This is a genomic window from Promicromonospora citrea (genome assembly GCF_013004695.1).
Taxonomy (GTDB): Bacteria; Actinomycetota; Actinomycetes; order Actinomycetales; family Cellulomonadaceae; genus Promicromonospora; species Promicromonospora citrea.
The window spans coordinates 39,776-53,067 of sequence record NZ_JABEMG010000001.1 but is presented as its reverse complement, the minus strand read 5'-3'; the positions used below and the strand labels follow the sequence as shown (position 1 = coordinate 53,067).

Genomic DNA, 13,292 nt, shown 5'->3' with positions numbered 1-13,292 from the left:
TGATGGTCATCCCTGGAGCTCGACGACGGACTGTCCGATCTGCACGCCGACACCGGGGGCGAGCGGGACGATGCCCTGCACCCGCTCCTCGCCGATGTACGTGCCGTTCGTGGAGCCCAGATCCTCCACGAACCACTGACCGCCCTGGGGGAAGATCCGCGCGTGACGCGACGACGAGTAGTCGTCGTCCAGCACGAGGGTGCAGCTGGGTGCGCGCCCGATGAGCACACCGGACGAGGTGAGGGGGATGGTGGTCCCCGTGAGCGGGCCTGCCACCACGACGAGCCGCGACGGGCCACCCCGCTGGGGCGCGCGCGGCGCGCCGCCGCCCGGGGCCGGCGTCGCGGCGGGCCCCGGGAGCTCCGACCGGCGCCGGCGGCCGCTCGTGGTGCGCGGCCCGGCGAGGTCGCGCCGGAGCACGGCCACGGCGGAGAGCACGAACACCCACAGCAGCACGAGGTAGCCCAGCCGGAGCAGGGTGAACGTCAGCTCGCTCATGTCGGGTCAGTCACCAGTCCTCGTTGTCCGCACCGGACGCGCTCCCGGTCCAGAACATGATCCGGGTGCGGCCGATGGTCATCGTGTTGCCGTCGAGCAGCGTCGCGGCAGGGACCTGGTGGCCCTCCACGTAGAGACCGTTCGTCGAGCCCATGTCGGTCGCGACGACGCCGTCCGGCGTGACGCGGATCTCGAGGTGGCGCCGGGACACGCCCGGGTCGTCCACGACGATGTCCGCCTCGGCGTCCCGCCCGATGACGGTGACGGGGCCGGTCAGCAGGTACCGCTGGCCGTCGATGTCGATCAGCGGGTGCCGGCCGGTCGGCGCGCCGGACGTCGCGGGCGCGACGCTCCCCTGCACGCTGCGCGACCGGACCGTGAAGCGGCCGGGCACCAGCTCGTACTGCTCGTCGAACGTGACGCTCACCGGGCCGACGAACGCGTAGTGCTGGGTCGCGGCGTACGCCGTGATGTTGGACGCGAGCTCGTCGGCGAGGGTCTGCGCGCCCCACGCCTCGATCTGGGCGAAGTCGTCGGGGGCGAGCTCGATGGTGAACTCGTTCGGCGCGACGGTACGGTCGCGCCCGACGACCGCGGCACGGTCGTCCAGCTCGCGCCGCAGCCTGCTCGCCAGTTCGACAGGCTTCACCTCGCCACGTCCCACCTTGGCGAACGCGTTGTTCATCATGCGCTCCACGCTCTTCTCGAAGCGGTCCAGGGCGCCCATGCCACCTCCTTCCAGGGTCTGCGCCGGGCAGACTACCTAGATCGTATAGACCGGTAGGTGCCCGCAGACTCCAATACTGTGGATGTCCTGCGGATCTTCTCCGATCTTCCCTCAGGTGGCGCGATGAGGAGAGGCGTGGGCGGATCCGCACGCTACTAGACCTGCGGCAGCACGTGAACCACCTCACCGGATTTGGATTCGGAGCAGGGGTCAGGGACGTGCTAGCCTCATCCAGCAGCGCGCGAGTGGCGGAATAGGCAGACGCGCACGGTTCAGGTCCGTGTGCCCGAAAGGGCGTGGGGGTTCAACTCCCCCCTCGCGCACGTTGACAAGAAGGCCCCGGCTCCCCGAGTCGGGGCCTTCGTCGTGCTCCGGGGGCTGCGATCCGACGGGTACCTCTCCCCTCCGGCCGCGTCACGCCCGCGGCGACACCACGAGGCGCACGGGCGGCGCGACGCCCGCGGCCCGCCCCGGCGGGAACGTCCCGTCCGCGCCGGGCGTCACCGACCCGAGGACGACCGGGTGCCGCGCACCCGTCGCCCCGGGAAGCACCCCGGGCAGGCCGAACCAGGTGTGCCAGCCCAGCACCGCGAACGCCAGCGCCTCCTTGGCCTGGCCCGGCACGCCCAGCTCGTCGGAGGTCCGCACGGGCACGCCGGGCAGCTCCGCCCGCAGCGCCGCCACGAGGGTGGGGTTGCGCGTCCCTCCGCCCGAGGCGACGACCTCCGTCGCGGTGCCGCGGACGGCGTCGGCCACCGTGCGGGCGGTGAGGGCGACGAGCGTGGCGAGCAGGTCCTCCGCCGGGATCTCCACGGGGCCGACACGGTCCAGCAGGTAGGAGAGGTGGAACAGCTCCTTGCCGGTCGTCTTGGGCGCGGGGCGCGCGTAGTACGGCTCGTCGAGCAGCCGGGCCAGCAGGTCGGGGCGCACCCGGCCGCGGGCGGCGAGCGCGCCCTCGGCGTCGTAGGCGAGGCGGCCGCCGGTGACGTGCCGCGTCGCGGCGTCGAGCAGCGCGCAGGCGGGGCCCGTGTCGAAGGCGAGCGGGGCGCCGTCGTGCCGCGGGACGGTGACGTTCGCGATGCCGCCCAGGTTGAGCGCGACCACCGTGCCGGGGCGGCCGGCGAGCCAGAGCGCGTCGAACAGCCCGACCAGCGGCGCGCCCTGCCCGCCGGCGGCGACGTCGCGCGTGCGCAGGCCCGAGACCACCGGCGAACCCGTCGCCTCGGCGATCCAGGCGGGCTCGCCGACCTGCAGCGTGCCCCGGGCGGCGCCGTCGGCCACCCAGTGGAAGAGCGTCTGGCCGTGCGACACGACCAGGTCGGCCCGGCCGCCGCACAGCTCGCCGACCGCGCGGGCGGCCACGGCGGCGAACGCCTGCCCGACGCCGGTGTCGAGCCGGCAGAGGGTCTCGGCCGTCGTGGTGGACGGCGGCAGCGCGTGCACCAGCTCGTCCCGCAGGGCCGCCGGGTACGGCACCGACAGGTGGCCGAGCGGCGTCAGCTCCAGGGCGTCGTCGTCGAGCCGGAGGTCGCACGCCGCGGCGTCGACCGCGTCGTGCGAGGTGCCGGACATGAGCCCCACGACCCGCAGCGAACCGTGCCCGGTCACAGGTTCCGTCGCAGGTGAGGCGCCCTCTCCGGGCAACGGTTGCCCCATCGTTCCCACTCCTCCGGTCGAGTTTGCGTCAGTGTTACCCCGTTCGTCCGAGTGTGCGCCACAATCTCCCCCATGCTTGACGTCTCGATCGCCCCAGCCCCGGCGCCGGACGCGCCGTTCGAGGACCACGTCGAATGGGCTCGCGCCGTTCCGGCGGCGCCGTCGTCCCCCGCGGCGCTGTTCACCGGAGGCCTCGACGACACCCCCGTCGACGACCGTCTCACGGTCGACACCCCCGAGTGGGACTACCCCGCCCGTGCCCAGGAGGTCGTGCAGCGGTCGCGCGGCGCCGTGCTCGACATCGGTACCGGTGACGGCGACTTCTTCGCGGGCCTCGGCCCCCTGCCCAAGGGCTCCGCCGCCACGGAGACCGGACCGGCGTTCCTCACGGCGCGCCGCCGCCTCGAGCCGCTCGGCGTCGACGTGCGCCGCGCCGAGCCGTCCTGGACCGGCGACGTGCTGCTGCCCTTCTTCGACGGGCAGTTCAGCACCGTGCTCAGCCGGTTCGGCCCGGTCGACCCCGCGGAGGTCGGCCGCGTGCTCGAACCGGGCGGCACCTTCCTCACCGAGCAGGTCGACACGCGCGACGGGATCGCCCTCAACAGGGCCCTCGGCGTGCCGCTCGGCTGGGACCCGGACGCCGTCACGGTCGACGTCATCGCGGACGGGCTCGTCGCGGCGGGCCTGGAGATCGTCGAGGCGACGGAGCACGTCGGCACCCGCACGTTCCGGGACCTGTCGTCGGTGCTCTGGTACCTGCGCAGGGCGGCATGGCAGGTGCCGGAGCTCGCCGAGCTCGGTCCGGGCGCCGTCGCCCGGCACGAGGCGGGCCTGCGCGCGCTGCACATGTACTTCGCCACGGGCAACGAGCTCGTCGACGAGGCGCCGCGCATCCTCGTCACGGCACGCCGGCCCTTCTGAGCAGGCCGGCCACCGCGTCGGCCATCGCGGCGGGCGGCACGTCGGCACCGTGGCCCGGCAGGGTCGTGCGGCGTGCCGCCGGGAGCACGGCGGCCAGCGAGTCGGCCGCCGTCCGGACGGTCGCCGCGCTCGCCGTGCCGTCGGCGACGAGGGCGGGCTGCACGATCTGGTCCCAGCGGCACATGAGCGCCCGGCGGCCGAGCGCGACCGCGGCGAGCACCCGGCCGTCGTAGGCGATGGTCGGGGCGATCGCCTCGAGGTCCGCCCACGACGCCGACGCCCGCATGCGCGGTACCAGACCGCAGGGCATACCCACGACGTCGAGGAAGAGCTCGACGGCGCTGCCGGGGTCGCCCGCCGCGACGCACGCCTCGACACCCGCGATCATGCGGGGGTCGGCGGGTGCCTCGCCGCTCGCGACGTCGTACGTGGGCTCCCAGCACAGGACGGCCGTGACGCCGGGGCCGAGGTCGGCCGCCGCGCGCAGGGCGAGGAAGCCGCCCGTCGAGATGCCGACGAGCGCCGCGGGGCCCGTGACGTCCAGCAGGGCCGCGATGTCGTCCACCTCCCTGTCCACGCTGTACGGGGCCGTGTCACCGCTCGCGCCCCTGCCCCTGCGGTCGTAGCGCAGCGTCGTGACCTCCTGGCCCAGCTCCGTCGCCACCGCGTGCGTCACGGGCAGGCGGTGCGCCAGCACGCCGTCGACCACCACGACCGCGGGCGCCAGGCCGGGGGTGGGGCCGGTCAGGTCGTAGGCGATCCGGGTGCCGTCGGACGACGTCGTGTAGGCGTCGGCGGTGAGGGTCGTCATACAGGGACAGACGGGTCGGGGACCGGAAAGTCGTCGCACCGGTTTCGCCGCGAGAAAAAACCCTGGGCGCACCGCCGCGCGCGGCGTAGGTTCGTGGGCACATGAGAAGGGAGGTGATCCGAGCAGTGAATTCACATCGGACCCATGAGGTGGTCGCGCGCTAGTCGCGTGACGCGCAAGCGTTCTGCGCCGACACCGGTCCGGGGGCTCAGCACGGGGCCTTCCTGATCCGGTCGAGGCGGCACGGGACAAGGTGGCGACTCCAACGCGACCACCGGAGCCCGCGGGTGCCGTGCCCTCGTCCAGCACGGCCGGCCGACATCGGCCACCCCGCGGGCTTTCCCGTGCCCGCGCACGGGTCGGGGAGAATGCCAGCATGACCCCCTACCGCGTGATGACCGTCTGCACGGGAAACATCTGCCGGTCCCCCATGGCCGAGATCGTGCTCCGCGACCGCCTCGAGGCCGCGGGCCTCGGTCAGGCCGTCGTGGTCGACTCGTCCGGCGTGAGCGACGAGGAGCACGGCAACCCCGTCGACCCCCGTGCCCGCGCGGTCCTCGCCGAGCACGGCTACCCCACGGGCGACGGGCACAGGGCACGCCAGGTCACCTCTGCCGACGTCCGCGGTCACGACCTCGTGCTCGCCATGACCGCTCGGCACGCCCGCGCGCTGCGCGCCCTCGCACCCGCCGACGGGGACGGCGCCGTCGTGCGCATGTACCGCTCGTTCGACCCCGCGGCGGACGGCCTGCCCGAGCAGCGGCTCGACATCGCCGACCCCTGGTACGGCGGGCCCGAGGACTTCGAGGTGTGCCTCGCCGAGATCGAGGCGGCGGCGGACGGTGTGGTCGCGTTCGTCCGGGGCCGGCTCGGCCTGGCCGACCGGCCCGGCGGGCGCGGGCCGACTACCGTGGAGAGATGACGCGCGCGTCGTCCGACCGGCTCGTCGTCCTCATGGGCGCCGACGGCCGCCTCGGGTCCAGGCTCGCCTTCCGCGTGGCAGCGGCAGGCGGTCGCCAGCGCCTGCTCGTCACCGGCCGCGGCGCCACTCCCCGTCTGCCCGACGGCGCGCCCCTGCCGGAGACGGAGGTCGTCACCGTCCCGGCCGAGCTGACCGACGGCTCGCCCGAGACCACCTCGCGCGTCCTGGCCGGGGCGTTCGCCGGCGCGCACGCGGTCTTCCTCGTGCCGAGCGCGGTGCGGGCGAGCCGGCTCCCCCTCCAGCGCGCCGCCGTCGACGCCGCCGTGCTCGCCGGGGTGCGGCACGTGGTGCACGTGTCGTCCGTCGGTGCGGGACCGGACGCCGTCTCGGCCGTCGCGCGCGACGACTGGCTCACCGAGCAGTACCTGCGCGGCACCGACCTGTCCTGGACCGTGCTGCGCGCCTCGGTGTTCCACCGCACGCTGACCTTCGCCGTCCACACGGAGGCGTCCGGCGCCGACGGCGCGGGCGTGCTGCAGGCGCCGGCGGGCGACGGCCGGGTCGCGTCCGTGTCGCACGACGACGTCGCCGACGTCGCCACCGCCGTGCTCCTCGACGAGGACCAGGGCAGGCACACCCGCCGCACCTACCACCTCACGGGGCCGGAGGCTCTCGCGTTCGACGAGGTCGCCGCGGCGCTCGCCGAGGCGACGGGGCGCCCCATCCGGTACGTGCCGCAGACCGTCGAGCAGGCCCGCGCCCTGTTCTACCGCTCCACGTCCGCCGAGGTGGAGGACTGGATCACGCTGTGCCAGGCCATCGAGCGGGGCGACCTCGCCCGGGTCAGCCCCGACGTCGGGCACCTGGCGGGCCGCCGCGCCCGCTCGCTCGCCGACTGGCTCGACGACTACCCGGCGGAGTGGGCCCACCTGCGGTTACCGTCGGTCAGATGACGAGCCACTCCCCCGGACCCGAGCCGGCCTGGGAGCCCGACGTGCTGCCCGGCTTCGAGCGCCGCACCCTTCCGCTGGCGCCGGACGAGGACGAGCCGGAGGTGGTGGCGACCCTGGTGCGACGCGCCCGGCCGGAGCCGCCCCGGGAACCCGGCCCGGCCCACGGCGTCCACCCGGTCGGTGCGGGCAACCCGCAGGTCGCCCGGCTGTGGGAGGAGCTGTCCGAGCTCGGGCGGCGTCTGCGCCTGGGCGGCCGGCGCGACCTGCCCGGCGGCGAGCCGCCCGCCGAGGTGCCCGACGCCGGCGTGGACCTGCTCTACGTGCACGGCTGGCTCGACTACTTCTTCCAGGTCCACCTCGCCGACTTCTGGGAGGCGCAGGGCGTCCGGTTCCACGCCCTCGACCTGCGGCGGTACGGCCGCAGCCTGCGCGAGGGCCAGACGCCGGGCTACGTGCGCAGCCTCCGCACCTACGCCGAGGACATCGAGGCGGCGCTCGCCGTCATGGGGCACGGGCCCGACGACCGGCCGGAGCGTCGGCTCGTCCTCATGGGCCACTCGACGGGCGGCCTGACCGCGAGCCTGTGGACCGCGCGGAACCAGGACCGGGTGGCCGGTCTGGTGCTCAACTCGCCGTGGCTCGAGTTCCAGCCGCGCGAGGCGGTCCGCAAGCTCATGGAGCCGGGTATCCGCGTGCAGTCGGCCATCGCGCCGCGCCGTCCGCTCGTCAACCTGGACCGGGGTCTCTACGCGCGGTCGATCTCGGCGCGCTTCGACGGTGAGTGGGACTACGACGTCGCGTGGCGTCCCGACGCCGGGTGGCGTGCCCTGCCCGGGTGGCTCGCCGCGATCTTCCGGGGGCAGGAGACGGTGGCGCGCGGCCTCGGCATCCACGTGCCCGTGCTGGTGCTGCTCAGTGCGCGGAGCACCATCCCGACGCGATGGAGCGAGGACATGCGCAGCACCGACTCGGTGCTCGACGTGATCGGCATCGCCCGCCGGGTGCCGGACGTCGGGTCGCTCGTCACGCTGGTCCGGGTCGACGGCGCGCTGCACGACGTCACGCTCTCGGCCGCACCGGTGCGCGAGGAGGTCTGGCGGCAGACACGGCGCTGGTTCGACGGGTACGTACGCGGCTGACGCGCGGCCGTCCTGCGCGCCTGGCGACCCGCGCGCCCCGGTGCGATCCTGGAGGAGAGGTGCCCGCACCGACGCAGGGCACGAGGGGCGATGTGCCATGACGACGCACCAGCAGACCCACCACCGGGCTCGCCGCGGCGGCCCGTTCCTCGCACGGCGCGAGGTGGTCGTGGGGCTGGCGGCCGCCGTGTTCGGGATGCTCGTCTCGCCGGGTGCCGCGGAGGGCGTGACGATCACGGGCTGCCTCGCCATGGTAGTCGGCGCGACGGCCGCCCGGTTCGGGGCGTCGTGGGCCCGCATGGTGGTGGCGGCCGGGCTGGGCCTCGCCGCGGGATCGGTGCCCTACTGGCTGGCCACGGCCGTCGTCATCGTGACGACGTACGGGTTCTGAGCGCCCTCACCAGAACCGCCACCACGGGCGGGATCCGGAGCGGCGCTCCTCGCGGGGCGGTGTCTGCTCCGCCGCGCGAGCGGCGCGCCGGGCGTCGCGGCGCTCCCGCCACCTCCTGACCTCGTCGTCGACGTCGCGCGTCGGCGTCACGACCGGCGGGCCACCCTGCAGCTGACGCCGCGCGTCGACGACGCGGGCGTTGAAGTCGGTGAGGATCTCCCGGACCCGCTCCTCCGACAGCTCGAGGTCGAGCCGGCCCTCGAGCTCGGCGGACTCCTTGCGGAGCTGCGCCGACGGCAGCACGCCGGTGATGTTCTCCCGCTCGATGAGGCCCTTGATCCACCAGTCGGGGTCGTACGTGCCGGTCAGGCCGGGGATCGGCTTGCCCTGCAGCGGCAGGTCGTCGAACTCGCCGCGCCGCATCGCCTGGTCGACGACGACGTCGACGTACCGCGCGCGCTCCTCGGGGGTCATGCTGCCGGGGCGCTGGGCCTCCGCGCGGTCGCCGTCGTCCTGCGCACCGTCTGCTTCGGGCTCGGGCGCACCGTTCCCGTCCCGCTCCCTGGCCGTCTCGCGGTCCACGCGGTACTGCGCGGCGCGGCGGAGCGGGTCGTTCTCGGTGTCCTCGTGGGGTACCGGCGCCATCGGTTCATGTTACGACTTTCACAAGCGGCCTGGGAAGGGGGTTTGGCGGCTGGGCCACCTTCAGTCGACGTGGGCCTCGATGGCGTCGACGAGCGCACGGGAGCACCGGACCATGGTCAAGGTCTCCGACGTGGTCAGGTAGGTCGTGCCGTAGTGGGCGCTGGACTTCGCCGAGAGGACCCTTGCGAACTTCCGCGCAAGATCTTTCCCTCCCGGGTTCACCGTGGCGAGGAGGTCTTCGGCCTGCCCGTGGTCCTGACCGGTCGCACAGCGACCGAGCCGGGCACCGCAGATGGCGTCGGCCGCAGCGATGGCTGCGAGTGCGGCCAGGCCGCCCGCGACCTGACGCTCCTCCGGGTCCTCGCCGAGCACCATCTCGCCCACCTCCTGATACTTGCGCGCCGTCGCCGCGCGGACACGGACGTCACCTCGGGTCATGGCTCGGGTCCGGGGCATACGGCGTGGAGTCATCAGTGTTCCTGGAGGTACGTGCGGAGGTCCGGCCCGGAGACGGCCCGGGCGTCGGAGCGGAAGGACTCGACGATGGGGTCCTCCAGGCGCACGGCGTCGCGCAACCGGGCCGGCGTGGTCAGGTAGACCTGGATCTCCTGACCGGTTGCCGCGCCGAGGGTGCGGCGTAGGTCGTCGACCAAATGCTGTGCCCGCTCGTCCGCGTCGCGCACGACCACTGCCAGGTCGATGTCGGAGTCGAGTCGGGACTCTGCACGCGCGACGGACCCGAACAGCGCCACCGAGACAGATAGAGGATCGTCAGGAACATGGTGCATCACAACCCTGCGCGCGCGCGAGCGGAAGTCGTCCCACGGGTTGAGGGCGGAGAACGCCGCGTCGATCGCGGCGTACGCGAGGTGGTCGCGGTTGAGCTCGTGCGTCACGGATGAACCGACGGTGGCGGGCACGACCACGCCCTGGCGCGCGAGCCGTGACAGTCCCAACCGGATGCCGTTCGCGGAGCCCGTGCCCGCGACCCGGTGCACCTCGCTGCCGGTCATCGGCACCCCGGCCCGCCAGAGGACGCGGAGGATCACAGGTTCAAGGCCCGATCCAAAGGCGCGCTCGGGGTGGTTCCAGTCCATCGTCTGTTGCCTTTCGACGGGGCGGCACGCACTATTATGCGCACGTACACACTATTGTGGGCACGGTGGCAGCCACCGGGCGCACGGGTGGACCATCATGGCCCCATGAAGGTCTCGCGCCGGTCCCACGTGCCACCGTTCGCCGTCATGGAGGTGCTCGCCGCGGCGAACGCGCGCCGCGCCACGGGGGCCGACGTGCTCAACCTGTGCGCGGGGGAGCCGTCGACCGGCGCGTCCGACGTCGTGCGCGAGCGGGCGGTCGCCCTGCTGCGCGACGGCAACCTCGGCTACACGGAGGCGATGGGCGTTCCCGCGCTGCGCGAGCAGATCGCCGGGCACTACCGGCGGTGGTACGACGTCGACGTCGACCCGGCGCGCATCGCCGTGACCACGGGGTCGAGCGGCGGGTTCGTGCTCGCGTTCCTCGCGGCGTTCGACGTCGGGGACCGCGTCGCGCTCGCCCGGCCCGGCTACCCGGCCTACAAGAACATCCTCGCCGCGCTGGGCTGCGAGGTGGTCGAGCTCGACTGCGGCCCGGAGACGCGCTACCAGCCGACGGTGTCACAGCTCGAGGAGGCGTACTACGGCGGCGGGCTCGACGGCGTCATGGTCGCCTCGCCCGCGAACCCGACGGGCACGATGATCACGCCCGCGGAGCTCGCGGCGATCGCGGCCTGGTGCGAGGACCACGACGTGCGGCTGATCAGCGACGAGATCTACCACGGCATCGCCTACTCGGACGAGGTCGCGCAGGCGACGGCGGCGACGTACACCGAGCAGGGCGCCGTCGTGGTCAACTCCTTCTCCAAGTACTGGGCCATGACTGGCTGGCGGCTCGGCTGGCTCGTGCTGCCCGACGAGCTCGTCGCGCCGGTCGACGCGCTGGCGGGCAACGTCGCGCTCTCCCCGCCCGCGCTGGCGCAGCACGCGGGCATCGCGGCGTTCACTCCCGAGGGGTACGCGGCGGCCGCCGAGAACGTGGCGCGGTACGCGGCGTCGCGCACGTTGCTGCTGAACCGGCTCGACGAGCTGGGCTGGCGGCCCGTCGCACCCGCCGACGGCGCGTTCTACCTGTACGGGAACGTCTCGGCCTTCGGGCTGGACTCCGTCACCTACTGCGCGCGGCTGCTCGCGGAGGCCGACGTGGCGATCACGCCGGGCACCGACTTCGACGGCGTGCACGGCACGGACTGGGTGCGGTTGTCGTTCGCGTCGTCGCTGGACACCGTGACGCGCGCGGCCGACCGGATCGTCGCCTGGCAGAAGACGCTCTGATCAGCCGCGACGGCGCAGCAGCTCCGGCAGGAGCACCCATACGACCGCCAGGCCGACGAGCACGCCGGAGCCCGCGACGATGCCGGCCGTGCGCCCGACCACGACGTCGAACACGAGCAGCGCCGCGCCGGCCATGACCACGGCGAGCACGGCGAGCGCGATGCGGGTCAGGCGGTCGGCGAGCGTGACGATGGCGCGCTTCATCTGCTGCCGGAACAGCGACCGGTGCACGCTGACGGGCGCGACGATGAGGGCGGTGGCGAGCACGGAGGTCACCACGAGGGCCAGGTACACGGTGCGCTGGTAGTCGTCCAGGTCGGCGAAGCGTGACTGGAACGGCAGCGTCAGCAGGAAGCCGGTGAGGATCTGCACACCCGTCTGCATGACGCGCAGCTCCTGGAGCAGCTCGTTCCAGTTCCGGTCCGCGCGCTGGGCCGGTGACTCGCCTCGATCGTCGGTGTGCACCGTCTCATTGTCTCAACTTGTCTGGAAGGTCCGGGAGCCCCGCGAAATTCACCCGCGCTTATCACCCGCTCCCGTGGCCGTGCCCCGTGCCCCGGGTGACCATGCGCAGGGCGGGGACAGGTCAGAGGTCCCCGAGAACGAGGGGGCTGCAACGTGACGAGAGCAAGGATGCGGGTGTCGCTGGGCGTGGCGCTCGGGGCAGCACTGATGGTGGCGGGCGCCGCGGCGCCCGGGATGTCCGCGACGCCGCCGACGGCGGCGTCGCCCGACGTGGCGGTGGCACCCGCCCCGCCCGCGGGGTCGACGACGGCGAGCGTGAGCGCGCGCACGGCGGCCGCGGCGGTGACGGCGAAGATCTCGCTGCCGCCGGGCTCGTCCGTGAACGGCTCCATCACCGGGACCCTGACCATCACGCACGACGGCACGTCGTCGGAGATGAGGTCGGGCCGGATCACGATGGTCGACCCGGACGGTCGCGAGCTGCTGGGCGAGCAGTTCGTGGCGACCGGCACGCCCGACACCTGGACCTCGACGGTGCCCCTCCCGGAGGACGCCGCGCCGGGCCTCTACGACGTGAGCCTGAACGCGACCGTCGCCGTCACGACCGACGACGGCGTGACCGAGGTGCCGATCCGCACCCAGACGCCGATCACGGTGCCGTTCCGGGCGCAGCGGAACATCCCGCTGATCTGGACGTCGCCGTCGAGCGCCCCCGCAGGTGCGGACCTCCAGGTGCACGGTGCGGCCAACCAGCGCAGCCTCGGCACCGGGGAGTACGAGCCGGCGACGGGCCAGCAGGTCAAGCTGTACTTCGACCCGGACGGGTCGGCGCCGGAGGCGCTGCGCGCCACGCTCACCACCGACGCGCGCGGGTACTTCACGAGCCGCCAGAAGCCGGGCGCCTCGGGCAAGTGGCGTGCGGAGATGCCGCAGACGGACACGGGCGCGAAGACGGTGTGGACCATCACGTCGGCCGAGCGCGAGCGCACCACGACGCTGCGCCAGGGCCAGGTGCAGGCGTCGCAGGGCGGCTACACCGCGGGGGACCGGCTGGTCACGCACGACGTCGTCGTCGGGCTCGCGCCGGTGCACCGCCGGGTCGACGTCGGGAGCCTGAACTTCTCGATCGGTGGCCGGTCCGGCTGGGTCAGCGCCGAGAGCCGGCGCGCCGAGGGCAACTACCCGAACGGGTACCGCATGCAGCGCGAGCTCGTGCACGCGGGCATCGGTACGAGCCACGTGACGCTCACCTTCAACGCGACCCTGCCCGCCGGCGTCTACGACATCGGTGTCCGGGACGCGATGAAGGCGTGCGGAGCGCCCGTCTGGGACGGCCTCGAGGGCGGCACCAGCAGCTGCACGCACGACGTGCTGGTCGAGGACCCGACCGTGACGACGGTCGTGGTCAAGCGGGCGAGCAGCACGACCCTCACCGCGTCGAAGACGTCGCTGCCCGCTCCCGGCACGGTCAAGCTGTCCGGCGAGGTGCGCAAGGTGCAGCTCGTCAGCGGCGGCGGGGCGCAGGAGCGGCCCGCGCCGAACACGACGGTCGAGATCTGGTTCGACCCGGCGGGCTCCGCCGAGCCGGTCCTCAAGAAGACGATCAAGACGGGCTCGACCGGCACCTACTCGACCAACGTCACGGCGAGCGGGTCCGGGGCGTGGTCGGCGAAGTACCCGGGCACCAACCTCCAGGCGTCGTCGCAGGCGAAGGTGAACATCTCGGTGGGCTGACGCCCGTCCCCACCCACGAGGTCCGCCCCGACCAGGCGATCGGGCATGCTGCCGGCTG

Annotated in this window: 15 protein-coding genes and 1 tRNA gene; 8 read left to right on the top strand and 8 right to left on the bottom strand. The window is 73.7% G+C overall.

The features are described from left to right. Positions 1 to 6: 6 nt before the first annotated feature. Both HLB15_RS00280 and HLB15_RS00275 read right to left on the bottom strand, forming a co-directional pair. Positions 7 to 498, bottom strand: a complete 492-nt coding sequence (locus HLB15_RS00280; RefSeq protein ID WP_171102533.1) for an FHA domain-containing protein FhaB/FipA — start codon at positions 496 to 498, stop codon at positions 7 to 9. A 10-nt stretch (positions 499 to 508) separates the two neighbouring features. Next, positions 509 to 1,225: an FHA domain-containing protein gene (locus HLB15_RS00275; RefSeq protein ID WP_020017306.1), complete on the bottom strand. Its 717-nt coding sequence runs from the start codon at positions 1,223 to 1,225 to the stop codon at positions 509 to 511. Between the two features lie 239 nt (positions 1,226 to 1,464). On the opposite strand from HLB15_RS00275, the gene HLB15_RS00270 reads away from it, so the two are divergent. Next, positions 1,465 to 1,548 (top strand) — tRNA-Leu (locus HLB15_RS00270). Positions 1,549 to 1,639: 91 nt separating this feature from the next. Here HLB15_RS00270 and HLB15_RS00265 read toward each other — a convergent pair. Continuing rightward, on the bottom strand, positions 1,640 to 2,833 hold the full coding sequence (locus HLB15_RS00265; RefSeq protein ID WP_268240985.1) for an anhydro-N-acetylmuramic acid kinase: 1,194 nt from the start codon (positions 2,831 to 2,833) through the stop codon (positions 1,640 to 1,642). A 120-nt stretch (positions 2,834 to 2,953) separates the two neighbouring features. Here HLB15_RS00265 and HLB15_RS00260 point away from each other — a divergent pair, with 120 nt between their 5' ends. Further along, complete coding sequence (locus HLB15_RS00260; protein ID WP_171102531.1) at positions 2,954 to 3,802, top strand: class I SAM-dependent methyltransferase; 849 nt, start codon at positions 2,954 to 2,956, stop codon at positions 3,800 to 3,802. On the opposite strand, the gene HLB15_RS00255 is transcribed toward HLB15_RS00260, so the two are convergent. Continuing rightward, positions 3,780 to 4,613 carry an alpha/beta fold hydrolase gene (locus HLB15_RS00255; protein WP_171102529.1) on the bottom strand — a complete coding sequence of 278 codons (834 nt, stop codon included), beginning with the start codon at positions 4,611 to 4,613 and terminating at the stop codon, positions 3,780 to 3,782. The genes HLB15_RS00260 and HLB15_RS00255 overlap by 23 nt on opposite strands. A 376-nt stretch (positions 4,614 to 4,989) precedes the next feature. On the opposite strand from HLB15_RS00255, the gene HLB15_RS00250 reads away from it, so the two are divergent. From HLB15_RS00250 to HLB15_RS00235, 4 genes are all read left to right on the top strand, one after another. Beyond that, on the top strand, positions 4,990 to 5,535 hold the full coding sequence (locus tag HLB15_RS00250) for a low molecular weight protein-tyrosine-phosphatase (RefSeq protein WP_171102526.1): 546 nt from the start codon (positions 4,990 to 4,992) through the stop codon (positions 5,533 to 5,535). Continuing rightward, on the top strand, positions 5,532 to 6,488 hold the full coding sequence (locus HLB15_RS00245) for an NmrA family NAD(P)-binding protein (protein ID WP_171102524.1): 957 nt from the start codon (positions 5,532 to 5,534) through the stop codon (positions 6,486 to 6,488). The genes HLB15_RS00250 and HLB15_RS00245 overlap by 4 nt, the downstream gene beginning before the upstream one ends. Next, positions 6,485 to 7,627, top strand: coding sequence for an alpha/beta hydrolase (locus HLB15_RS00240; protein WP_171102522.1), 1,143 nt, complete (start codon positions 6,485 to 6,487; stop codon positions 7,625 to 7,627). The genes HLB15_RS00245 and HLB15_RS00240 overlap by 4 nt, the downstream gene beginning before the upstream one ends. Positions 7,628 to 7,724: 97 nt before the next feature. Then, positions 7,725 to 8,018, top strand: a complete 294-nt coding sequence (locus tag HLB15_RS00235; protein ID WP_171102521.1) for a hypothetical protein — start codon at positions 7,725 to 7,727, stop codon at positions 8,016 to 8,018. Positions 8,019 to 8,024: 6 nt separating this feature from the next. Here the strand turns inward: HLB15_RS00235 and HLB15_RS00230 are convergent, their stop codons facing one another. The 3 genes from HLB15_RS00230 to HLB15_RS00220 all read right to left on the bottom strand — a co-directional run bounded on the left by HLB15_RS00230 (position 8,025) and on the right by HLB15_RS00220 (position 9,676). Beyond that, a complete protein-coding gene (locus HLB15_RS00230) occupies positions 8,025 to 8,663 on the bottom strand; it encodes a DnaJ family domain-containing protein (RefSeq protein ID WP_171102519.1) in 639 nt (212 codons plus the stop codon). 60 nt (positions 8,664 to 8,723) lie between these two features. Beyond that, complete coding sequence (locus HLB15_RS00225; protein WP_171102516.1) at positions 8,724 to 9,047, bottom strand: hypothetical protein; 324 nt, start codon at positions 9,045 to 9,047, stop codon at positions 8,724 to 8,726. 86 nt (positions 9,048 to 9,133) lie between these two features. Then, complete coding sequence (locus tag HLB15_RS00220) at positions 9,134 to 9,676, bottom strand: nucleotidyltransferase domain-containing protein (RefSeq protein ID WP_171102514.1); 543 nt, start codon at positions 9,674 to 9,676, stop codon at positions 9,134 to 9,136. A gap of 189 nt (positions 9,677 to 9,865) precedes the next feature. Here HLB15_RS00220 and HLB15_RS00215 point away from each other — a divergent pair, with 189 nt between their 5' ends. Then, positions 9,866 to 11,035 carry a pyridoxal phosphate-dependent aminotransferase gene (locus HLB15_RS00215; protein WP_171102512.1) on the top strand — a complete coding sequence of 390 codons (1,170 nt, stop codon included), beginning with the start codon at positions 9,866 to 9,868 and terminating at the stop codon, positions 11,033 to 11,035. Here HLB15_RS00215 and HLB15_RS00210 read toward each other — a convergent pair whose 3' ends face one another. Continuing rightward, on the bottom strand, positions 11,036 to 11,500 hold the full coding sequence (locus tag HLB15_RS00210; protein ID WP_171102510.1) for a DUF6328 family protein: 465 nt from the start codon (positions 11,498 to 11,500) through the stop codon (positions 11,036 to 11,038). It lies immediately after the preceding gene. Between the two features lie 153 nt (positions 11,501 to 11,653). On the opposite strand from HLB15_RS00210, the gene HLB15_RS00205 reads away from it, so the two are divergent. Then, a complete protein-coding gene (locus HLB15_RS00205) occupies positions 11,654 to 13,234 on the top strand; it encodes a hypothetical protein (protein WP_171102508.1) in 1,581 nt (526 codons plus the stop codon). Positions 13,235 to 13,292 lie beyond the last annotated feature (58 nt).

Excerpts from the sequence above, each read along its gene's own strand:
- HLB15_RS00235 (WP_171102521.1), top strand. The coding sequence starts at position 7,725 with ATGACGACGCACCAGCAGACCCACCACCGGGCTCGCCGCGGCGGCCCG.
- HLB15_RS00280 (WP_171102533.1), bottom strand. The coding sequence starts at position 498 with ATGAGCGAGCTGACGTTCACCCTGCTCCGGCTGGGCTACCTCGTGCTG.
- HLB15_RS00245 (WP_171102524.1), top strand. The coding sequence starts at position 5,532 with ATGACGCGCGCGTCGTCCGACCGGCTCGTCGTCCTCATGGGCGCCGAC.
- HLB15_RS00255 (WP_171102529.1), bottom strand. The coding sequence starts at position 4,613 with ATGACGACCCTCACCGCCGACGCCTACACGACGTCGTCCGACGGCACC.
- HLB15_RS00250 (WP_171102526.1), top strand. The coding sequence starts at position 4,990 with ATGACCCCCTACCGCGTGATGACCGTCTGCACGGGAAACATCTGCCGG.
- HLB15_RS00215 (WP_171102512.1), top strand. The coding sequence starts at position 9,866 with ATGAAGGTCTCGCGCCGGTCCCACGTGCCACCGTTCGCCGTCATGGAG.
- HLB15_RS00275 (WP_020017306.1), bottom strand. The coding sequence starts at position 1,225 with ATGGGCGCCCTGGACCGCTTCGAGAAGAGCGTGGAGCGCATGATGAAC.
- HLB15_RS00230 (WP_171102519.1), bottom strand. The coding sequence starts at position 8,663 with ATGGCGCCGGTACCCCACGAGGACACCGAGAACGACCCGCTCCGCCGC.
- HLB15_RS00220 (WP_171102514.1), bottom strand. The coding sequence starts at position 9,676 with ATGACCGGCAGCGAGGTGCACCGGGTCGCGGGCACGGGCTCCGCGAAC.
- HLB15_RS00260 (WP_171102531.1), top strand. The coding sequence starts at position 2,954 with ATGCTTGACGTCTCGATCGCCCCAGCCCCGGCGCCGGACGCGCCGTTC.
- HLB15_RS00240 (WP_171102522.1), top strand. The coding sequence starts at position 6,485 with ATGACGAGCCACTCCCCCGGACCCGAGCCGGCCTGGGAGCCCGACGTG.